Origin of the sequence: Microbulbifer agarilyticus (assembly GCF_001999945.1) — a bacterium.
GTDB classification, from domain to species: Bacteria; Pseudomonadota; Gammaproteobacteria; order Pseudomonadales; family Cellvibrionaceae; genus Microbulbifer; species Microbulbifer agarilyticus_A.
The window spans coordinates 315,117-336,972 of sequence record NZ_CP019650.1 but is presented as its reverse complement, the minus strand read 5'-3'; the positions used below and the strand labels follow the sequence as shown (position 1 = coordinate 336,972).

Genomic DNA, 21,856 nt, shown 5'->3' with positions numbered 1-21,856 from the left:
CCCTACTGACTCTTCAACCCGGGCTTCAGTCCACAAGCGCGCGAATATGCGGCAACAAGTCCGTAGCCAACAGGCCGCGCTGGCCATCGGCGGCCGCGCAATTACCCGCTTCACCGTGCAGCCACACCCCGAGCCGAGCCGCCGCCGGCAGCGTCATACCCTGCCCGATAAGGGATGCGATTACCCCGGTCAGCAGGTCACCCATGCCTCCAGAGGCCATACCCGGGTTACCGGTATTGATCACATCGGTACCGTCGCGATGTGCAATCACGGTACCTGCGCCCTTTAATATCACCACGCCACTGAATTTTTCCTGAATCGCGCGCGCCGCGGCTAGCGGGTCTGCGGTCACCTCCGCGTTGGAAATCTGCAACAGGCGCGCCGCCTCCCCAATGTGGGGCGTCAGCACCCAGTCATCGCGCTTGATACCGGCGAGAACTCGCCCACCGGCCAAAATGTTCAGCGCATCCGCGTCGAGCACCAGCGCCGCTTGTGCGCGGCCCGCGCGGGCCAGTAATTGTTCACTCCACGGCGACCGGCCGAGCCCCGGCCCCACCGCGATAACACTGGGCACCTCCAGCAAGGGCTCCAGCTCCTGCCCGGAAACCACCGGGTGCGCCATCACTTCCGGGCGCCGGGTCAGCGATGCCACCACATGCTCCGGGCGGGTGGCGAGAGAGATCAGACCACTACCGGTGCGCGCCGCGGCCTCTGCAGCCATCATGGCAGCACCACCAAACCCGTGGTCACCGCCGACGATCATCACATGACCGAATTGATTCTTGTAACTGTCTGCCGTGCGGGCTGGCAGTCGCGCAAGGGTCTCTGCAGTATGGCGCAGCAACATGCCCTGCACCTGTGGATAAATCTCGGCAGCCGCACCCAGGTCATCAAACACGACGTCACCGGTAAGCGCTGGTCCACACCCCAGAAACAACCCCGCTTTGCGCCCGATAAACGTCACCGTCACATCCGCAGAGACAGCCTGCTCGGCAAACCCACTATCGGCATTCAGCCCCGATGGCAGGTCTACCGCCAATACCGGAACACCCGCGCCATTGATATGCGCCACCGCTGCGTCCACTGGACTGCGCAGTGCGCCACTGAATCCGGTACCCAGCAAGGCATCCACCAGTACAGTGTTTTTACCCGCCGCCGGCATGGCGTCAATGGTAGACACCAGCGTGGCACCCTCGCGCTCGGCAAAGCCGTATGCCTCCAGGGCTTCTCCCTTCAGCTTCTCGACCGGCACCCCCACGAATACCGTCACCGGGATCTGGCGCTGGGCGGCAAGGCCGGCAATCACATAGCCATCACCGCCATTGTTGCCACCACCACAGAAAACCTGAATTGCGTTTACCTCTGGCCAGCGAGAACGCAGACAGTCAAATGCCGCACGCCCGGCGCGCTTCATTAGCGCGAGCCCGGGGATTTTCTGCTGGTTAATCACCAGTTGGTCGAGCTGGCGCACGGCTGCAGCGCTGTAGAGACTTTGCGGCTCAGCAGCGGGGATTGGGGCTAAATTCTGACGTTCCATGGTGTCCGACATAAGCGAGTACTGCATTCCTGCTGTGGTCAATTTTTAAACTGTGGCAAAATACCGGCAATTATACCGCCTCAACCAGCTAACCGCCGCACGCGGCCAGTGCCAATTTCCCTATACCGACGAATGAGCAATACCCCCGACCCTCAGACCATGGCAGAACTCGCCACACAGATTCGCGTGTGGGGGCGGGAGCTGGGCTTCCAGCAGGTGGGGATTACCGATTGCCAGCTGGAAAAACACGGCGAGCGCCTGCAGCACTGGCTAGATGCCGGCTATAACGGTGATATGGAGTGGATGGGCGCTCATGGCGACAAACGCTGGCGACCGGACTTGCTCGAAGAAGGCACCCTGCGGGTGATCAGCGTGCGCCTGGACTACTTGCCCCCGGATACCCAGCCGGTGCAGGTGCTGAAAGACCCCGGCAAGGCCTATGTTTCCCGCTACGCCAACGGCCGCGATTACCACAAGTTAATCCGCAAACGACTGGCGCAACTGGCGCAGCAGATCGACCGGTATTGTGAGGAGCGCGGTATCCCTGCCCAGGGCCGCGCTTTTACCGACAGCGCGCCGGTGATGGAGCGGGCACTGGCGGAAAAAGCTGGGCTCGGCTGGATCGGCAAGAACTGTATGGTGATCAACAGCCAGGCCGGCAGCTGGTTTTTTCTGGGTGAGATCTACACCAACCTACCTCTACCCATTGATGTCAGTGACGAGCCCAATCGGTGCGGAGAATGCACCGCCTGTCTCAAGGTGTGCCCCACCGATGCGTTTATCGATGCCTATACCTTGGACGCTCGCCGCTGCATTTCCTATCTCACGATTGAAAACAAAGGTCCGATCCCCGAGGAACTGCGTGAACCCATGGGCAACCGGGTATTTGGTTGCGACGATTGCCAGATCATCTGCCCCTGGAACAAGTTCGCCAAACCCACCGCGGAACAGGACTTTCACCCGCGCCACGGCCTCGACAGCGGTGAACTGACAGACTTGTTTCGCTGGACGGAGCAAGAATTCCTGAAAAAGACCGAGGGATCGGCTATTCGCCGCATCGGGTTTGAGCGCTGGCAGCGCAACCTGGCGGTAGCGCTGGGAAATGCCGACGCCACCGCGGAAGTTATCACCGCGCTTGAAGAGCAACTCGACTCAGCAACACCGCTGGTGGCCGAGCACATCCAGTGGGCGCTAGCGCGTTTGCGCAGTGGGCGGCGCAGGAAGCGCAAAATTAAACGCAGCTAAATTTGGCCTGCTCGCTTCAGCTCATGCGAAAAAAGTGCGCGCGATAGTGCTTCAACTCGTTAATGGAGTCGTGGATATCGTCCATGGCCAGGTGCGACGAGGTCTTCTTTACCCCATCCAACACATCCGGGCGCCAGCGTCGCGCCAGCTCCTTCACTGAGCTTACATCCAGATTCCGGTAGTGAAAGTACTGCTCCAGCAGCGGCATATACTTCACTAGAAAGCGGCGATCCTGGCCGATCGAGTTGCCGCACATGGGTGAAGCGCCCTCTGGCACCCAGTGGCGGAGAAACTCAATGGTTTCCCGCTCCGCCTGATGCTCACTGATACTGGAGTCCTTGACCCGGGCTACCAGCCCGGAACCACCGTGCTGCTCGGTGTTCCAGTCGTCCATGGCATCCAGCAGCGCATCGCTCTGGTGAATCGCCATGACCGGCCCTTCCGCCAGCACGTTCAGGCGCGAATCCGTCACCACAGTGGCGATTTCGATGATGCGCTCTTTCTCCGGATCCAGGCCAGTCATTTCCAGATCGATCCAGATCAGATTATTCTGATCCACAATAGTCTCCTTAACTGCCGCGTCCCGCGGCCAGTTGCCATTAAATTGGACGATAGCGAGGAAGGTACCGCAACCACCTAGCGATGCAAGTTATAATCCGCCGCTTTCCACAACCCGAGCCCTCATGAGCAAACGCAAACTCAACCGTCGCCAGCAGTGGCGCATCGCCAAGATCCAGCAGGAGCGGGAGGCGCGCGCGCGCAAACGCGAGGAAAACCTGGACCAGGCGGCGGAAGAAGGTGACCTGGGCGCAGAACAGACCGGAATGGTTATTGCCAACTATGGCTCGCAGGTACTGGTGGAGAGCGAAACCGATAGCCAGTTGCGACAGCGCTGCCATGTGCGCGCCAATATCGACACTCTCGTCACCGGAGACAAGGTTGCCTGGAACCCGGCCACCGGCGATGCCACCGGCGGCCTCGGCGTGGTCGGTGCGCGCCTGCCGCGCCATGCGGAATTGCAGCGCCCGGACCGCTACGGCGACATGAAAACCGTCGCCGCCAATATCGACCGCATCCTGATCGTCATCGCGCCCTACCCGGAACCTTTCGCCAACGCCATCGATCGCTATCTGGTAGCAGCCGAGACCACTGGCATTCAGCCCCTGTTACTGCTCAACAAGATTGACCTAATCGACGACAGCAACCGGGAACACCTGGAAAACCTGCTCCACCCTTATCCCGGCCTGGGCTACCCGGTACTCAAACTCTCGACCAAGACTGGCGAGGGGCTCGACAAACTACTGGAAACACTGGCCGAGGGCACCAGCGTGTTCGTTGGTCAATCCGGCGTCGGTAAATCCTCACTGATCAACGGCCTGCTTCCCAGCGCCGATGCCCGCACCGGCGCGCTGTCGGAAGCCACCGGCAAGGGCACCCACACCACCACGGCGGCGGAACTGTTTCACCTGCCAACCGGTGGTGATCTGATAGACTCCCCCGGCATTAGAGAGTTCGGCATCTGGCACATGAGCGAACAAGAGCTGCTGGAAGGTTACGTGGAGTTTCGTCCATTTATCGGCCACTGCCGCTTCCGCGACTGCCGCCACCAGAGCGAACCCGGCTGCGCCATTCAGGAAGCGCTCGAACGCGGTGACATCAGCCAACGCCGCATGGACAGCTTCCTGCACCTGCGCAACAGCTTGGAAAATGACTGAGTCCAACAGACCGGCGGCAACTTACTGCCCACAACTTGCTACCCACAACAAGGAATGCAACAAGGAACCCTGCGTGAGTGATATCCCACTGATTCTGGAACCTGAACAACTGGCTTCGCTGCTAGAGCACGAAGAAATCCGTGTGATCGACCTGAGCAGCCCGCAAAACTACCTTGCGGGCCACATTCCCGGCGCACTCGGCCTACCCTTTCAGGCCCTGATGGCCGGCACCCCCCCGGCACCGGGCAAGCTGCCCTCAATCGAACGCCTCACTCAGGTAATGCAGGCCATCGGCCTAACGCCGGATACCCGCATCGTCGCCTGTGATGACGAAGGCGGTGGCTGGGCAGGGCGCCTGCTGTGGACACTCGAAGTCATCGGTCACACAAACTACAGCTATTTAAATGGCGGCATGACCGCGTGGAAAAATGCTGGCCTGCCGCTGACAACCGAAGATGCCACCGTTACCCCTAGCAGTATCACAGTCAGCATCGCCGACGACGCTCCCATGATTGACGCGGAACAAATCCAGCAGCGCCTCGGTCAAAACGACCTGCAAATATGGGACGCCCGCTCCCCTCTGGAATACAGCGGCGAGCGCATGGTGGCCATGCGCGGCGGTCACATTCCCGGCGCGATCAATTGCGAATGGACTCAACTAATGGACCCCCAGCGCGACCTGCGCATTCGCGAAGATGCCAAAGAATTTCTCGCGGCGCTGGGTATCGATGGCAGCAGAGAAATTGCCACCCACTGCCAGAGCCACCACCGTTCAGCGTTTACCTGGCTAGTAGGAAAATCCCTGGGATTGCCGATCAAAGCCTACCCCGGCTCGTGGAGCGAGTGGGGCAACCTGTCGGATACACCGATAGAAAGTTAGGCAAAGGGTTTGCGAACGCTTACCGAACACAAATTTTAAAGCTAAGGCCCACAAGCCGGACGCCACAGAACTACAACTAACGGGACCACCAAACCCAAATGCACCCGAAATTATTCATCTTCCTGCAGTACATTACCCCCCAGCACCTGCTCTCGCGAGCCGCCGGCTGGCTGGCAGAAACCCGTATCGGCGGTATCAAGAACCCGTTTACCAAGTGGTTCGTGGAAAAATACAAAGTCGATATGAGCGAGGCACTGGAAGAAGATTACACGGCTTACACCTGCTTCAACGACTTCTTCACCCGCGCACTTAAAGAAGGCGCACGCCCCATCGCAGAGGGTGAGAAAACCATCGCTGGCTGTGCCGATGGTGCTATCAGCCAGCTGGGTGAAATCCACAACGGCAGAATTTTCCAGGCCAAAGGCCAGGACTACAGCCTGCTCGAACTCGTCGGCGGCGATCCCGAGGTCGCGGCACAATTTACCGGCGGTAAGTTCGCCACCGTATACCTATCTCCAAAAGATTATCACCGCGTACACATGCCGCTGGATGGCGTACTGCAACGCATGATCTACGTACCCGGCGAACTGTTCTCGGTAAACACCACCACCGCCGAAAACGTTCCGCGCCTGTTCGCGCGCAATGAGCGCCTGGTCTGTATCTTTGACACCGCCGCCGGCCCCATGGCCATGGTCCTTGTAGGCGCCATGATTGTCGCCGCCATCGAAACTGTCTGGGCCGGCCAGGTCGCGCCAATTAAGCGTCAGGTCCGTACCACCCGCTACGACGATCAAAAGCCGATCGCGCTGAAAAAAGGCGATGAGATGGGCCGATTCAAACTCGGCTCAACAGTGATACTGCTGTTTGGCGCGGACAAAGTGAACTGGCTGGAGAGCCTCGCTGCAGAAACCCCGGTAGAAATGGGCGAGCATTTCGGAGACCTGATTTAACGCCTTAACTAACATGCTCACAGTGCCCGAGTTTATTCGCAGCAACCCCAAGCTCGCTTTTTTCGCGCTGGTGGCAGTGGCTGCGTCGGGCTTCGGGCAGACATTTTTTATCGCCATTTTTGGCGGTGCGCTGCGCGCTGAGTTCAACCTGAGCAACGGTTTGTACGGCGCAGGCTACAGCGCCGCCACCCTCCTCTCCGCATTTGTACTACTAGGTGCTGGCCCCCTGATTGATCGCTGGCCGCTGAAACACGTGGCCATTCTCGGCACCCTGCTGTTGATTGCGGGATGCCTGACGATGGCATTTGCCCACAGCGCATGGATGCTGTTACCGGGGTTTTTCCTTTTGCGGTTTGCCGGCCAGGGGTTTATGACCCATATGGGAATGACCACTGCCGGTCGCTACTTTACCGAGAACCGGGGAAAAGTGATTGCACTGGCCGCCCTGGGCTTCCCAATCGCCGAAGCACTGCTCCCCACTACTGGCTCCCTGGTAATCGACCATCAGGGCTGGCGCAGTGTGTGGCTGCTCTCCGCCGGCGTGCTGCTGCTTGCCATTTTACCGGCCCTGTACTGGCTCGCCGGGAATGCCGGCCAGCAAGGTTCGAAGTCGACAGAAACAAAACGTCACGACAATAACCACTATACCCGCGCTCAAGTACTACGGGACCGCGGCTTCTACTACCTGCTTCCCGCGGCATTAATGACTCCATTTGTAGTGACCGCGATACTGTTCCATCAGGGTGCCATCGCCGACGAACGCGGCTGGTCTCTCTCCGTACTGGCGGGCGCTTTTGTGGGTTACGCAATTGGGCATCTACTCGCATTATTTTTTGCAGGCAGTATTGTGGATCGAATTGGCGCGCAGCGAAGCCTGCCTATCGCTCTGCTACCCATGTTCACGGCACTACTGCTACTCGCATTCTGCAGCGCATGGTGGGCGCCTTACGTCTACTTAACATTAATTGGTATCGGCCAGGCAGGAACAGGCACTGCAAGCGGTGCGCTATGGCCCGAGCGATACGGCACCACGCATCTCGGCGCCATCCGCTCTGTTTCTCAGGCAAGCATGGTGTTTTCCACCGCCGCTTCACCACTGCTGATAGGGCTACTTCTGGATCACGGAGTTAGCGTTACGAGTATTTCGCTACTACTGGGAGGAACCGTGCTGTTCTCGAGCCTGCTGACGCTGACAGCTTCCCTCACACCACAGCAAACATCTGCAGCAGACAATTAAATGCCGAAGCTACTTATTTAAGATCTATTTAAGAGGAAGAGCGGAATTAACGCGCGGGCAAGATACGGGTAAGGAAGCCAGGCAGTCGCGGCTGATTAAGATACTGATCGCGGATCTTTGCTACATCAATCCCCGGATGACAACTCGGGTCCATATCCTGGGTAATGGTGATCAGACCCACTTCGGCAAGGGACTTTTTACCCTTTTTGATCAAGGCTTGCTTGCGATCATCATCCGCCGCCATATCAAAAACACGGGGTTTTTCCAGTAGCTGCTGCTTCGTATCGGTAACCAGCATAACCTTGGGCTTCAGGCGCCGTTGATGATTCTGCTCCACCACGACGGCCAGCTCACCGGTAGAGAGTTCTACCTGGGTACCCGTAGGATACAGGCCAATGGACTGGATAAACTCCACCACCAACTGCTCTTGGAACGCTGAATTGCGCAGCTCATACAACTGCGCCACTGCGTTTGATGGTGGTACCGGGAATTCGGCACCACGGGGATTCGTCGCTTCATCGTAAAAAGTGACGATGCCGCACATGCGGGCCAGTACCGGGATCTGTCCGCCGCGCAACCCCTTCGGGTAGCCACTGCCGTCATACTGCTCCCGATGACAGCGAACAATATTCAGTATCTGAGGGCCCACATTGGGATCGGTCGACAACAGCCGTACGCTGTAATCGACAAACTTGCGGTACTCCAGCTCGGCGCGTGGACTGCGCTTCTCCGCGGTTAGAACCTGTTGCGATAGATACAGCTTGCCGACGTCTTTCAACAAGGTAGCGACGCCCAGGTTCACCAAGTCCTGACGACGCAAACCGATGTGACGGCCGAATACCACCGCCCAAATACTCGCACGCACCGAGTGGCTATAGGAGTGCTCATCTTTGGTCCGCACACGGGCCAGCCATGAAAATGCATCTGGACTGCGCAGCACGCTATCGACTACCTGGGAAATAGTCTGTGTCACCTGAGCAGTCGGCAGGGGCTGATTAGATTCCAACTGCACCATCACCTGGTACATACCCTGAACCATTCGCTGGTGCAATTTGCGCGCCTTGATGGATTCTTTGCCTGCCGGCTGGGGAGCCGGATAACTGTTGTGTACAACCTGAACCGGTTTGCAGTTGATGGCGACAGGAATACGACGGGGAGCAGCTTTGCCTGGCTTTTCTCTAGCGGCGCTCTCGGCTGCAGTGCGGGTCAGCTTACGCAGCTTTACCCCGACATCGCCGACGGTTTTCACGACGTCTACATATACGAAACGACAGAACTTCTGCAGCTGGCGGATTTCTTCCAGGTCGCGGATGTAAAAGCCTTGCAGGGCAAACGGTGTGCGCGTCCACGGGCGGTCCAGACGGGACACAAACATGCCCCGCTGTAAGTCCTCAACGAATACTTTCGCCTGCTGAATTTCCACTAGATAAGTGCCGCGCTAACCGTTTCGGTGCAATTTTTCGTTGTTTTATTTTTGTACACAATCCGCGTCCAATCAGGCCAACTCCACAAGAAGTAGCCCAAGCAGAGAATTGTCACATAGGCTCACGTACAGGCAGCCATCCAATTTGTGATAAATATCACAAAATTGGCCGCCAATGCCAGTCCTAAGGGATCCAGTTAATCAAAAAGCCGCCATTTTGGCGCTTTTCCTCTCTTTAGGTGTAAAACCCACACTTTCGATCAAAGAAATACGATTTGGGCACATTGACGTCAATCGTGATATTGCGGGGACAGCTCCACCACCGCATCAAACATTGCCCCTGCATGCGCCGGGTCCACCTTGGGCGTCACACCATGGCCAAGGTTAAAGATATGCCCACTACCGCGACCATAACTTGCCAGAATAGACGCGACCTCTTCGCGAATACGCTCAGGTTTGGCCAGCAGAATAGACGGGTCCATATTGCCCTGCAGTGCCACCTTGCCCCCCACGCGCGCTCTGGCTTGGGCAATATCGGTAGTCCAGTCCAAACCAAGTGCATCGGCTCCGGTATCGGCCATTGCCTCCAGCCACTGACCGCCGCCTTTGGTGAACAGTATCACCGGCACCTGGCGGCCATCATTCTCCTTGATCAGTCCCTGCACAATTCGCGCCATATAAGCGAGAGAGAACTCCCGGTAGGCAGTGTGGCTGAGGGCTCCGCCCCAGGTGTCAAAAATCTGTACCGCCTGGGCACCTGCGCGAATCTGCGCATTGAGATAATCAATTACGGAATCCGCCAGCACCGACAGCAGCTGGTGCATGTCCTCGGGGCGGTTGTAGAGCATCTCCTTGGCACGGGCAAAGTCGCGGCTGGAACCACCTTCAATCATGTAGGTAGCCAGGGTCCAGGGGCTGCCGGAGAAACCAATCAGCGGCACACGACCATTCAGCTCACGGCGGATGGCGGTTACCGCGTTGGTGACGTAATCCAGGTCCTTCGCCGTGTTTACCACTTCGAGCGCGGCGATATCCGCGCTGGTGCGGACAGGTTTCTTGAACTTAGGCCCTTCACCCTCTTCGAAATACAGGCCCAGTCCCATGGCATCCGGGATGGTGAGAATATCGGAAAATAGAATTGCCGCATCCAGCGGGTAGCGCTCCAGCGGCTGCAGGGTCACTTCACAAGCCAGTTCGGTGTTGCGGCACAGATCCATAAAGGTGCCGGCTTTGGCGCGGGTGGCGCGGTATTCCGGTAAATAACGACCGGCTTGGCGCATCATCCACATGGGAGTGCGGTCTACGGGCTGGCGCAGAAGGGCGCGGAGAAAGCGATCGTTTTGAAGGGGCGCGAACTGATTGTCAGACATGAGTGCAACGGCCGGATAAATGGGCGGCCATTGTACTCTCGAGGTGGGATTTAGGACAGGGAGTCCAATGACGGAGCAATGAGTTTATACAGAAGTATCGCCGAAAAGCGGAGCCGCCAGATATCTTGCTGACGGCTCCACCTGAAAGGATCACGGCTACAAGGTCAGACCTCGAGGAAGTCCAGGATACCCTCGGCCGCCTGACGACCTTCCCAGATGGCAGTTACCACCAGGTCGGAGCCGCGCACCATATCGCCACCGGCAAACACTTTCTCATTGGAAGTCTGGAATTTGTATTCCTGCTTCTCCGCCGCAACCACGCCACCCCAGTCGGCCACTTCGATATTGTGATCACCAAACCACTCGGCCGGACTTGGACGGAAGCCGAAGGCAACCAGCACGATATCCGCTGGAATAATTTCCTCAGAACCGGGCACGACTTCTGGGCGACGGCGCCCGTTTTCATCGGGCTCGCCCAGCTGGGTAGTCACAACTTTGACACCCTCAACCTTGCCATCACCGACAATACCCACGGGCTGGCGATTGAACAGGAAGTTAACCCCCTCTTCTTTCGCATTGGCCACTTCGCGGCGGGAACCCGGCATATTCTCTTCATCACGACGGTAGGCACAGCTAACACGCTGAGCGCCCTGACGAATTGAAGTGCGGTTGCAGTCCATGGCCGTATCACCACCACCGAGCACCACGACACGCTGGCCTTCCACGGAAATAAAGTCTTCCGCGTTCTTCTCCCAACCCATGTTGCGGTTCACATTGGAAATCAGGAACGGCAGCGCGTCGTACACGCCTGGCAGGTCTTCACCGGGGAAGCCACCCTTCATGAAGTTGTAGGTACCCATGCCCAGGAATACGGCATCGTAATCCGACATCAGCTGGTCAAAGGTAATATCCTTGCCGATTTCGGTTTCCAGGCAGAATTCCACACCCATCTCAGTAAAAATTGCGCGACGCTGCTGCATCACGGACTTTTCCAGCTTGAACTCGGGGATACCGAAGGTCAGCAGGCCACCAATTTCCGGATGCTTGTCGAACACCACCGGCTGAACACCGTTGCGCACCAGCACATCCGCGCAGGCAAGGCCCGCGGGGCCAGCGCCGACAATCGCCACGCGCTTGTCGGTCTTTTTCACCGCGTCCATATTCGGACGCCAACCTAGCGCAAACGCCGTATCGGTGATGTACTTCTCCGCATTACCGATGGTAACCGCACCAAAACCATCGTTCAGGGTACAGGCCCCTTCACACAGGCGATCCTGCGGGCACACGCGGCCACACACTTCCGGCAGGGAGTTGGTCTGGTGACTCAACTCCGCCGCTTCCATGATGTTGCCCTCACTGATCAGGCGCAGCCAGTTTGGAATGTAGTTGTGTACCGGGCACTTCCACTCACAGTAGGGATTACCACAATCCAGACAGCGGTGCGCCTGATTGGCGACCTGCTTCTCCGTATACGGCTGGTAAATTTCCACAAACTGGTTAGTGCGGGTAATGATGTCTTTCTTGGCGGGGTCCACTCGGCCCACGTCAATAAACTGAAAATCGTTGTTTAGACGTTCTGACATAAGTAATTTTCCCCCTTATTCGCCGCGCTTGCGCACATCAGACAGCAGTCCGGCGAGGCTGGCCGCCTTCGGCTTCACCAACCAGAATTTATTGAGGTAATCGTCGAAGTTATCCAACAACTCCGCGCCCCAGGCACTGCCGGTCTCGGCCACGAATTCTTCAATCACTTCGCGCAGGTGACTCTGGTATTCCTCCAGGGCCTCACTGCTGATACGGCGCAGCTCGATCAGCTCGTGGTTGCACTTGTCGAAGAAGTCGCGATCCATATCCAATACATAGGCAAAACCACCGGTCATACCTGCACCGAAGTTGACCCCGGTTTTCCCCAGCACCGCAACCATACCGCCGGTCATATACTCACAGCAGTGATCGCCGGCACCTTCAACCACGGCGTAGGCACCGGAGTTACGCACACCGAAGCGCTCACCGGCGCAACCGGACGCGAACAACTTGCCGCCCGTGGCGCCGTACAGACAGGTGTTACCAACAATGCTGGTTTCCTGCGAGGCGAATTCACTGCCTTGCGGCGGACGAATAACCAGCTTACCGCCGGCCATACCTTTACCAACATAGTCGTTGGCGTCGCCTTCGAGATACATCTCCAGGCCACCGGCATTCCACACACCGAAGGACTGACCGGCAACACCGGTGAGGCGCAACTTGATTGGCGCATCCACCATGCCCTGATTGCCGTGACGCTTGGCAATCTCACCAGACAGACGCGCACCAATGGAGCGGTCGCAGTTGGTAAGTTCAAAGCTGAACTCGCCCCCGGCGAGGTTCTCAATGGCCGGCAAGGTCTCTTTCACCATGCGCTCCGCCAACAATCCTTTGTCCCATGGCTCATTCTTGGCCAACTGACAGGTCTGCGGCTTACTGTCGAGCAGCTCGTCGGTGTGCAACAGTGGCGACAGGTCCAGGGTCTTCTGCTTGCTGGTTTCGCCATCCAGCGTTTCCAGCAGGTCAACGCGACCTACCAGCTCATCCATGCTGCGCACGCCCAGGCTCGCCATCCACTCGCGGGTTTCTTCGGCCACAAACCTGAAGAAGTTCATCGCCATTTCCACGGTGCCGATGTAATGCTCGTCACGCAGCTCTTTGTTCTGAGTGGCAACACCGGTGGCACAGTTGTTGAGGTGGCAGATCCGCAGGTACTTACAACCCAGTGCGACCATCGGCGCGGTACCAAAGCCAAAGCTCTCGGCACCCAAAATCGCCGCCTTGATCACATCGAGACCGGACTTCAGGCCGCCATCGGTTTGTACGCGCACATTGCCACGCAGATCGTTGGCACGCAGAGTCTGGTGGGTTTCCGCCAGGCCCAGCTCCCAGGGAGAACCAGCATAACGAATGGAGGTAATCGGGCTTGCTGCGGTACCGCCGTCGTATCCGGAAATGGTAATCAGATCCGCATAGGCCTTGGCCACACCGGCAGCAATGGTGCCAACACCGGGGCGTGATACCAGTTTCACAGATACCAGCGCATCGGGATTGACCTGTTTGAGGTCATAAATCAGCTGCGCGAGATCCTCAATGGAATAGATATCGTGGTGCGGGGGCGGTGAAATCAAAGTCACACCGGGCACCGAGTAACGCAAACGCGCGATCAACTGGTTTACCTTACCGCCGGGCAGCTGGCCGCCCTCACCGGGCTTGGCGCCCTGGGCAACCTTGATCTGTAGCACTTCGGCATTCACCAGATAGTGTGGGGTAACCCCAAAACGGCCGGAGGCAATCTGCTTGATCTTGGATACTTTATCAGTACCGAAGCGCACCGGATCCTCACCACCTTCACCACTGTTGGAGCGGCCACCCAGGCGGTTCATCGCCTGCGCCAGTGCTTCGTGGGCTTCTGGAGACAGTGCCCCGAGGGACATGGCTGCGGAATCGAAACGACGCAGAATGTTTTCCGCAGGCTCTACCTCTTCCAGTGGAACCGGCTGTACATCTTTTTTCAAACCCAGCAGGTCACGCAAGGTGGCAACCGGGCGCTGGTTGATCAACGTGGCGTAATCTCGCCAGGCCCCGTAATCGCCAGTGCGCACAGCTTGCTGCAACGCTTGTACAACGTCCGGGTTAAACGCGTGGTACTCCTCGCCGTAGACAAACTTGTGCAGGCCGCCGGGAGAAACCTTCTTACGCGGTTTCCATGCCAGCTGGGCACGAGCACGCATGTCGTCCTCGAGCTCGGCAAAACCAGCACCGAGCACGCGTGCCGGTGCTTCCGGGAAACACAGGTCGATCACTTCCTGAGACAGTCCCACCAGTTCGTACAGCAGCGAGCCGCGATAAGAGGCAATGGTGGAGATACCCATCTTCGATAGGATCTTCAACAGGCCTTTGCAGATACCAGTGCGGTAATGCTTCTGCGCGGTAGCCGCATCCAGCAGCAGCTCACCAGTTTCGATCAAATGATTAATGATGCTGTAGGAAAAGTACGGGTGCACTGCGGTAGCACCAACACCAATCAAGCACGCGAGCTGGTGTGAGTCGCGCGCAGTTGCGGTATCGACAACAATGTTGGAATCACAACGCAGGCCTGCGTGCACCAGATGGTGATGCACGGCACCGGTCGCCATCAGGGCATCGATCGGCAGCTTGCCTTGCTGGATTTCGCGATCAGACAGCACCACGATTACGGTACCGTCTTCGCGCACCGAGTCGGCCACTTCGCGACACAGCTTTTCGATCGCGCTTTTCAGATCCAGCTGCGCGGGATCGTAATTCAGGTCGAAAACCTTGGCCGTGAACTCTTCGCGCCCGAGATCCAGCAGCGCGGTGTATTTCATGTGCGAGAGCACCGGCGAAGACAAAATCACGCGGTCCGCGTGTTCGATGGTTTCCTCGAACACAGATTTTTCACGGCCCAGGCAGGTCTCCAGGGACATGACGATCGTTTCGCGAAGCGGGTCGATCGGCGGGTTGGTCACCTGTGCAAACTGCTGGCGGAAATAGTCATACAGACAACGGTTGCCTTCCGACAGCACCGCCATGGGCGTATCGTCACCCATGGAACCGACCGCTTCCTGACCGGATTCCGCCAACGGGCGGATCACCTGATCACGCTCTTCCAGTGAAGAGCTGAACAGCTTCTGGTAGACCTTGAACTGATCCAGGGAGAAATTGTTGTCCACCGGTGCAGTCACCAGAGTGGAGCGAATACGACGGGCTTTTTCTTTCAGCCACTTCTTGTATGGGTGCGCTTTTTTCAGCTCGCCATCCACCTCACCGGTGTGGTGCAGTTCACCCTTCAAGGTATCCACAGATAGAATCTGACCTGGCCCGAGGCGCCCCTTGGCAACCACGTCTGCGGGATCGTACTGGTAGGTACCCACCTCTGAAGCAACAGTAATGAAGTCGTCCTTGGTGATCACCCAGCGCGACGGACGCAAACCATTGCGGTCCAGGGTACAAACCGCATAGCGGCCGTCGGTCAGTACCAATCCGGCGGGACCATCCCAGGGCTCCATGTGCATGGAGTTGTATTCGTAGAAGGCTCGCAGATCGGAGTCCATGGTGTCGACGTTCTGCCATGCCGGTGGTACCAGCATGCGAATTGCGCGATGCATATCGATGCCGCCCACGGTCAACAGCTCCAGCATATTATCGAGGCTGGAGGAGTCGGAGCCGACGCGATTTACCAGCGGTGTCAGCTCGGAAAGCTCCGGTACCAGCTCGGTGATGAACTTGTTGGTACGCGCTACCGACCAGTTGCGGTTGCCGGTAATGGTGTTGATTTCACCATTGTGCGCGAGCATGCGGAACGGTTGCGCCAGCGGCCAACGCGGCATGGTGTTGGTCGAAAAGCGCTGGTGGAATACGCAAATCGCGGTTTCCAGGCGGGGATCGGCCAAATCCGGGAAGAATTTGGGCAGGTCCGCGGGCATCATCAGACCCTTATAGGAGAGCACCGCGGTGGACAGGCTACCTATATAAGTATCTTGTGTAAGTTGCTGCTCAGCCTTGCGGCGAGCGACAAACAGTCGCGCATTGAACTGCTGTTGCTCCAACGCTTCTTCCGCGTTATTGATCAACAGGTGCTCGAAGCGCGGCAGGGATTCACGGGCAATCGGCCCCAGACACTCTTCATCGGTCGGCACCACACGCCAACCCGCCACCTGCAGACCTTGCTCTTGCAGGGCGCGCTCAAGAATTGCACGTGCACTGGAGGCCTCGGCCTCATCCAGGGGCAACATGATGGAGCCGACCGCGTACAGGTCACTCAGGTCCTGGCCAAGCTCTGCTTTGGCCACGGCGCGTAAGAAGCTGTCTGGCTTTTGCAGCAACAGACCACAACCATCGCCGGTTTTGCCATCGGCGGCAATGCCTCCGCGGTGAGTCATACAGGTCAGCGACTCAATCGCTGTCTGCAATAACTTGTGGCTGGTTTGGCCCTTCAGGTGGGCGATCAGTCCAAAGCCACAGTTATCTTTGAACTCATCCAATCGATACAGACCGCTACCCATAGAATTCCTCAAAGTGTTATCGCTACCCGGCGGGCGATGAACGCCACTACATCTGCGCAGTGACAATCAGGTCACAGTTGGAGACCGTTCCCGGGGGTATATTTATCTACTCTCGAGCCAAAGGTGCCGCAGAATCCACTGAATTTTCGAAACCCCAGTGACAAAAAAAGCCCACATAAAGGGCTTGGTGTTGCTCGCTCGCTGCGAGCCTGCGTTTATTGTTATCGGCTCTTTTCCCCGGCTTTCACCGGGGGGGCGCGCAATATTACTCGCGTGCCCCTGCAATTGCAAGATTTGGCAGTTTTTTCCGCTGTTAGCGGGCAGTTCGACCGATTTATCTTCTTTTTAGCGCAAGTTCAGACAAAGAATCCTCACTTTGGTAAAAAAACTACAGATTCATCACTGTGCGCCGCAGGCGCGCAACGCCTCAACCAACTGATCTTTCGGCGTGTCACTGACGATTTGTGCGTCACCCAGGGCGCGCAAAAGGACCAGGCGTAGTTTGCCGTCCTGCACCTTCTTATCCACCGACATTGCATTCAGGTAGTCGTCAACCGTCATATCTTCAGGGGATTGTTGCGGCAAGCTGGCTTTTGTTAGCAGCGCGCGCAACCGTTCAACCTCGGACTTACCAATCCATCCGCGCAAACAGGACAACTCTGCCGCCATCACCATACCAGCGGCCACAGCCTCACCGTGCAACCACTTACCGTACCCCTGCACCGCCTCGATTGCGTGACCAAAGGTATGGCCGAAGTTCAGGATCGCACGCCGACCGGACTCCCTTTCGTCCTCCGCAACCACCGCGGCCTTATCCGCGCAGCTGCGTTCCACGGCGTAGGCCAGGGCCTGCGGATCCCGCGCCAGCAACAAATCCATATTTTCTTCCAGCCAGCCGAAGAACGCTGGATCACAGATCATTCCGTACTTGATGACCTCTGCAATACCTGCAGAAAGCTCGCGGTCGGGAAGCGTGTTGAGGGTATCGATATCGATAAGTACCAGCTGCGGCTGATAAAAGGCGCCAATCATGTTTTTCCCGAGCGGGTGATTCACACCAGTTTTACCACCAACGGAAGAGTCCACCTGGGACAGCAAGGTAGTTGGGACCTGCACAAAATCCACGCCACGCTGATAACAGGCCGCAGCAAATCCACTCATATCGCCGATTACACCGCCCCCCAAGGCAACGATGGTGGTGCCACGATCGTGCCGATTCTCCAGCAGACTATCGAATACACGGTTGACGGTATCCAGGGTCTTGAATGCCTCACCATCGGGTAGCTCGACCACATCGACTTTAGAAAAGGCTTTCAAGCCGTCGAGCACCGTCTTCAGGTACAGCGGCGCAATGGTCTCATTGGTAACAACAAGCACCTGTTTACCACGGATATATTGCTCAAACTGTGAGGAATCAATTAACAGCCCCGAGCCAATCAGGATCGGATAACTGCGCTCACCCAGGTCGACATCAAGACGGTGCATGGTTACTCCCTAACGCGCACAAATTGGATATAAAAAAGAGGTAGGACAGAGAGGGCCTGCAGAAAGTACTTACGTGGCGGACTGCTCGGCGAGACGATCCGCAACAAGCTGTGCAGCCTGCTTTGGAGTACAGTTGTCAGTATCGCAGACCAGGTCCGCAACCTCCGCGTAATAAGCTTCGCGCTGCTCGAGAATTTCCGCCAGCTTCGCTCGCGGGTCGGCCACCTGCAACAAGGGGCGATTGCTGTTTTTCGAAGTGCGCTCCACCAACTGATCGAGGCTCGCTCGCAGATAAACAATAAAACCGCCCTGCTTGAGAAGCTCGCGGTTTTCCGCTTTTAGGACAATGCCCCCGCCAGTCGCGATGACCTGTGCCACACCATTGCACAGATCCCCCAGCACCTCACTTTCCCGCCGACGGAAACCGGCCTCCCCCTCTACATCAAAGATCCAGGGAATGTCGGCACCGGTGCGATCTTCCAGCACCTTGTCAGAATCGGCAAAAGGCAGCCCGAGCTGGGCTGCCAGTAATTTACCGATAGTTGACTTGCCGGCCCCCATGGGACCGACAAGAAAGATAGGCTCGGAGATCACTTGCTAAAGGACAGGAACTCGTCCTGCATGATGCGAGGCGTGATGAAGATTAACAGTTCACGCTTGTCCTCTTCACGACTGGTGCGCTTGAACAGGTGACCGAGGAAGGGGATATCACCCAGGAACGGCACCTTGGTCTCACCTTCAAGAGTCTGCGCTTCGAAGATACCACCCAGCACGATGGTCTCACCATTGGCAACCAGCACTTTGGTTTGCAGAGAGTTCACGTTAATTGCCGGAATTTGAGCACCGGTAATCACGTTGGTAAACAGCTCACCAACACTGTTCTGATCGATATTCAGATTCATGATGATGTTGTTGTCGGGCGTAATCTGCGGGATGACATTCAGCAGCAGCACAGCTTCCTTAAAGGTTACCGACGCCGCACCTGAAGAAGTCGCTTCCAGATAAGGAATCTCAACACCAGAGCGTATGCTGGCTTCCTGCTTATCACCGGTCACTACTTTCGGCTGGGAAACAATTTCCGCTTTGCCGACATCTTCCAAAGCGGACAACTCAAGACCAAGTAGGAAATCATCCTTCAGAATGGCATAGGCCACACTACCCACGGAATTGGAGACACCCAAATCAACGAGCATCGGGTCATGCAGAGTCTGCGGTGAACTAAGATCGGGGACACTGCCATCACCGTCTGAAATCAGACCCACCTGCGAACCAGAACCAATGCCAAGACCGTCATCGCCGACATTGTGATCTTCCATATAGCTCCAGCGCACACCGATATCGCGCAAGAAGCCGGTATTCGCGGTAACGATACGCGCTTCGATCATCACCTGACGAATCGGAATATCTATTGCATTGATTAGATCGCGGAACTGGGCAATCTTCTCTTCGGTGTCAGTCAGAATGATGGTATTGGTACGCTCGTCAACGATCGCGCTACCGCGAGTAGACAAGATGCTGCGACCTTCCTGGTCTTCGCGACCGCCGGCAAAATTACCCTGCCCAAAGCCACCGCCCTGCCCGCCGCCCTGGTTACCCGCGAACAAGGCAAAAAGCTCACGGGCGTCTGCATAGCGAATCTGAATATATTCGGTACGCAGGGGCGCCAGCTCTTCCAGCTGCTTACGGGTTTCCAGCTCACGACGCTCACGTTCGGCAATCTCGGCAGCCGGCGCCACCATGATGACATTGCCTTCCTGACGCTTATCTAAGCCTTTAGCCTTGAGGATCAACTCCAGTGCCTGATCCCAGGGCACACCGTCGAGACGCAGGGTGATACGCCCTTGAACAGTATCGCTCGCCACCAAGTTCAGGTCGGTGAAGTCGGCAATCAGCTGCAGAACCGAACGCACTTCAATATCCTGAAAGTTCAGCGACAGCTTTTCACCGACAAAAGCGAACTCCTGCTGCTTTTCGCGTACCTGCGCTACGGTCAGCGGCTTAACGCTCAGCACATATTCGTTGTCTGCCTGATAGGCCAGGTAATCGTAATCGCCATCGTGGGGATCCACAGTAATTACGGTATTACGGCCGTCGTAATCGACACTGATAGCACTAACCGGCGTTGCAAAATCGGTTACGTCCAAGCGCTGGCGCAGGGATGGCGGCAGCTCCGCGCCCAGGAACGTCAGCACGATTTTGCCGCGAGTACGTTCGACATCGATGTTTACCGCGGGATCGCTCAGGCTGACAATAACCTTACCCTCACCACCTTCACCGCGTCGAAAATCCACATTGCTGATACCAACGTTGCTTGCGGCTTTGAACTGCGCGCTGCCACCAATATTGGTGGCACTACGCACTGGCGCAGCAGCGACTGCGGCAGTGGCTGCACTGTCGGCACCAACTTCAAGGACCACTTGGTTACCAACGCGCTCACTGGTGTAAACCGGCAGCTTGTCCAGATTCAGAATTAAACGTGTGCGATCTTCCCCAGATACGATCACCGCACTGCGCGCCGCGCCGATATCCATGCTGTATTTTTTTTGCGGCAGCACGCTTTCCACACCAGCGAAATCCATCACAATACGTGCAGGCTGCTCAATGGTGTAACCAGTGGGCTCCGGTGGTACATCACTAAAGGTGAGACGCAACTGCAGGCGGCTACCCGGCAGCTCGGAGAACTGGATATCGTTCAACTGGCTGGCCATACTCGGCACCGCCAAAGGCAGAATCAGCAGACCCAGCAGCAACGCTTTTGCGCGCGACAGCTTATTGGCGCCCCAGGCCAATACCCGGGCGAGTTGCTTGATGATCATTTTAGTTGTCCTTATCTTCCAAAGTCAGTGCCCGCGGCCGTTCAATCCAGCTACCGGTGCCATCCGGCACAATTTCGAGTACATCGAGTTGTGACGACGAGGCGTTGACCACCCGCCCGTGGTTTTTACCCATGTAATTACCAATAGTGATACGGTGGATGCCGCCATCACCATCATTTACCAGTGCCCATAACTGCCCACTCCTGGAAAGGGTACCCACCATAGAAAGAGCATCGAACGGATAGCGCTCCAACAACTCTTTCTGCCGGTTCACATCTGGAGCCACGTCCAGCTTGCGTCCCACCAAGCGCTGATCAGCCTCAAGCACCGGACGCATGAAAGGACTGCGCATAGCCGCAGCACTGTACACATACGGGCTGTAAGGCGTAAATGTGGGGATAGGCTCAATTTGCCCTTTGGGCTTGTGTTTTACTGCCGCCATCTTCTGGCGCAGGTCACCGTGACTACCGTCCAGGCTACAACCAGTGAGCGCCAGCATTGCCGCGGTCAGAGCGAAGTATTTTTTCATCCTTCTTCTCCCTGATCCTTATAGCGATAGGTCTTGGCACGCACCACCATATTCAGCAGTGCAGAACTGTCCTTACTGGTACCGATTTCAAAGTCGTGCAAGGTGACGATTCGTGGCATGCCGGCAATACCGGAAATAAATGCACCAAACTCGTGGTAACCACCCTGCACCTCGATGCGGATTGGCAGCTCAACATAGAATTCACCAACCTGCTCACCCTCGAGCGCAATCTTTTGAATGGTCAAACCGCTGCCGCGGCCAAATTCGTCGATATCTTCCAGCAAGCCTGGCACTTCAGTGTCCTTGGGCAACTGTTTCAATAGAGCCCCGAAAGTTTCTTCCATCTCCGCCAATTGCTCGCGATACGCTTCCAGGTTGGCGGCCTCGAAAGACTTGCGCTCAAACTGAGTAAATAGCTGACGCTCTTTATTCTCAGCAAACTCCAGCTGACCGTAGCGGTCCTTGATCATGAAAAAGTAACCGCCGCCAATCAGCACGGCAGAAATCACAATCAACAGAGCCACACGCCCAGCGAGAGGCCAGACTCCGACGCGGGAAAAGTCGATATCGTTGATGTCCAGCTCATTAAGCTGCTTTAAAGTATCTTCAAGCGCCACGA

16 protein-coding genes are annotated in these 21,856 nt (G+C 56.9%); 5 read left to right on the top strand and 11 right to left on the bottom strand.

Translation table 11 applies throughout. The annotated features are described in order from the left end of the window. Window positions 1–25: 25 nt before the first annotated feature. Window positions 26–1,549 (bottom strand): NAD(P)H-hydrate dehydratase, encoded by a 1,524-nt coding sequence (locus Mag101_RS01405; RefSeq protein WP_157520495.1) that lies wholly within the window; start codon window positions 1,547–1,549, stop codon window positions 26–28. 120 nt (window positions 1,550–1,669) lie between these two features. On the opposite strand from Mag101_RS01405, the gene queG reads away from it, so the two are divergent. Continuing rightward, the gene (queG, locus tag Mag101_RS01400; RefSeq protein WP_077399760.1) at window positions 1,670–2,782 is read left to right on the top strand and encodes a tRNA epoxyqueuosine(34) reductase QueG; all 1,113 of its coding nucleotides are present in this window, start codon (window positions 1,670–1,672) and stop codon (window positions 2,780–2,782) included. A gap of 16 nt (window positions 2,783–2,798) precedes the next feature. On the opposite strand, the gene orn is transcribed toward queG, so the two are convergent. Then, window positions 2,799–3,341, bottom strand: a complete 543-nt coding sequence (gene orn, locus Mag101_RS01395) for an oligoribonuclease (protein ID WP_198040045.1) — start codon at window positions 3,339–3,341, stop codon at window positions 2,799–2,801. 124 nt (window positions 3,342–3,465) lie between these two features. On the opposite strand from orn, the gene rsgA reads away from it, so the two are divergent. The 4 genes from rsgA to Mag101_RS01375 all read left to right on the top strand — a co-directional run bounded on the left by rsgA (window position 3,466) and on the right by Mag101_RS01375 (window position 7,564). Then, entirely contained in the window at window positions 3,466–4,497 is a 1,032-nt protein-coding gene (gene rsgA, locus Mag101_RS01390) for a small ribosomal subunit biogenesis GTPase RsgA (RefSeq protein WP_077399753.1), read from the top strand. A 73-nt stretch (window positions 4,498–4,570) separates the two neighbouring features. Beyond that, window positions 4,571–5,377, top strand: coding sequence for a sulfurtransferase (locus Mag101_RS01385; protein ID WP_077399750.1), 807 nt, complete (start codon window positions 4,571–4,573; stop codon window positions 5,375–5,377). Between the two features lie 98 nt (window positions 5,378–5,475). Beyond that, a complete protein-coding gene (gene asd / locus Mag101_RS01380; protein ID WP_077399747.1) occupies window positions 5,476–6,327 on the top strand; it encodes an archaetidylserine decarboxylase in 852 nt (283 codons plus the stop codon). 22 nt (window positions 6,328–6,349) lie between these two features. Further along, a complete protein-coding gene (locus Mag101_RS01375) occupies window positions 6,350–7,564 on the top strand; it encodes an MFS transporter (RefSeq protein WP_198040044.1) in 1,215 nt (404 codons plus the stop codon). 46 nt (window positions 7,565–7,610) lie between these two features. Here the strand turns inward: Mag101_RS01375 and Mag101_RS01370 are convergent, their stop codons facing one another. The 9 genes from Mag101_RS01370 to Mag101_RS01330 all read right to left on the bottom strand — a co-directional run bounded on the left by Mag101_RS01370 (window position 7,611) and on the right by Mag101_RS01330 (window position 21,854). Further along, on the bottom strand, window positions 7,611–8,987 hold the full coding sequence (locus tag Mag101_RS01370; RefSeq protein ID WP_077399740.1) for an HD-GYP domain-containing protein: 1,377 nt from the start codon (window positions 8,985–8,987) through the stop codon (window positions 7,611–7,613). 290 nt (window positions 8,988–9,277) lie between these two features. Further along, window positions 9,278–10,357 (bottom strand): uroporphyrinogen decarboxylase, encoded by a 1,080-nt coding sequence (gene hemE, locus Mag101_RS01365; protein WP_077399737.1) that lies wholly within the window; start codon window positions 10,355–10,357, stop codon window positions 9,278–9,280. A 164-nt stretch (window positions 10,358–10,521) separates the two neighbouring features. After that, complete coding sequence (locus Mag101_RS01360) at window positions 10,522–11,940, bottom strand: FAD-dependent oxidoreductase (RefSeq protein ID WP_077399734.1); 1,419 nt, start codon at window positions 11,938–11,940, stop codon at window positions 10,522–10,524. Window positions 11,941–11,955: 15 nt separating this feature from the next. Next, complete coding sequence (gene gltB / locus Mag101_RS01355) at window positions 11,956–16,407, bottom strand: glutamate synthase large subunit (RefSeq protein ID WP_077399732.1); 4,452 nt, start codon at window positions 16,405–16,407, stop codon at window positions 11,956–11,958. Window positions 16,408–16,806: 399 nt separating this feature from the next. Further along, on the bottom strand, window positions 16,807–17,892 hold the full coding sequence (aroB, locus tag Mag101_RS01350) for a 3-dehydroquinate synthase (protein ID WP_077399727.1): 1,086 nt from the start codon (window positions 17,890–17,892) through the stop codon (window positions 16,807–16,809). Window positions 17,893–17,961: 69 nt separating this feature from the next. After that, entirely contained in the window at window positions 17,962–18,453 is a 492-nt protein-coding gene (locus Mag101_RS01345) for a shikimate kinase (RefSeq protein ID WP_232325088.1), read from the bottom strand. A gap of 29 nt (window positions 18,454–18,482) precedes the next feature. Further along, complete coding sequence (gene pilQ, locus Mag101_RS01340; RefSeq protein ID WP_077399724.1) at window positions 18,483–20,708, bottom strand: type IV pilus secretin PilQ family protein; 2,226 nt, start codon at window positions 20,706–20,708, stop codon at window positions 18,483–18,485. A 1-nt stretch (window position 20,709) separates the two neighbouring features. Next, complete coding sequence (locus Mag101_RS01335; protein ID WP_077399721.1) at window positions 20,710–21,237, bottom strand: pilus assembly protein PilP; 528 nt, start codon at window positions 21,235–21,237, stop codon at window positions 20,710–20,712. After that, window positions 21,234–21,854, bottom strand: a complete 621-nt coding sequence (locus Mag101_RS01330) for a type 4a pilus biogenesis protein PilO (RefSeq protein ID WP_077399718.1) — start codon at window positions 21,852–21,854, stop codon at window positions 21,234–21,236. The genes Mag101_RS01335 and Mag101_RS01330 overlap by 4 nt, the downstream gene beginning before the upstream one ends. Window positions 21,855–21,856: the final 2 nt, after the last annotated feature.

Excerpts from the sequence above, each read along its gene's own strand:
- aroB (WP_077399727.1), bottom strand. The coding sequence starts at position 17,892 with ATGCACCGTCTTGATGTCGACCTGGGTGAGCGCAGTTATCCGATCCTG.
- Mag101_RS01405 (WP_157520495.1), bottom strand. The coding sequence starts at position 1,549 with ATGTCGGACACCATGGAACGTCAGAATTTAGCCCCAATCCCCGCTGCT.
- gltB (WP_077399732.1), bottom strand. The coding sequence starts at position 16,407 with ATGGGTAGCGGTCTGTATCGATTGGATGAGTTCAAAGATAACTGTGGC.
- asd (WP_077399747.1), top strand. The coding sequence starts at position 5,476 with ATGCACCCGAAATTATTCATCTTCCTGCAGTACATTACCCCCCAGCAC.
- Mag101_RS01360 (WP_077399734.1), bottom strand. The coding sequence starts at position 11,940 with ATGTCAGAACGTCTAAACAACGATTTTCAGTTTATTGACGTGGGCCGA.
- hemE (WP_077399737.1), bottom strand. The coding sequence starts at position 10,357 with ATGTCTGACAATCAGTTCGCGCCCCTTCAAAACGATCGCTTTCTCCGC.
- Mag101_RS01345 (WP_232325088.1), bottom strand. The coding sequence starts at position 18,453 with ATGGGGGCCGGCAAGTCAACTATCGGTAAATTACTGGCAGCCCAGCTC.
- pilQ (WP_077399724.1), bottom strand. The coding sequence starts at position 20,708 with ATGATCATCAAGCAACTCGCCCGGGTATTGGCCTGGGGCGCCAATAAG.
- Mag101_RS01335 (WP_077399721.1), bottom strand. The coding sequence starts at position 21,237 with ATGAAAAAATACTTCGCTCTGACCGCGGCAATGCTGGCGCTCACTGGT.
- rsgA (WP_077399753.1), top strand. The coding sequence starts at position 3,466 with ATGAGCAAACGCAAACTCAACCGTCGCCAGCAGTGGCGCATCGCCAAG.
- queG (WP_077399760.1), top strand. The coding sequence starts at position 1,670 with ATGAGCAATACCCCCGACCCTCAGACCATGGCAGAACTCGCCACACAG.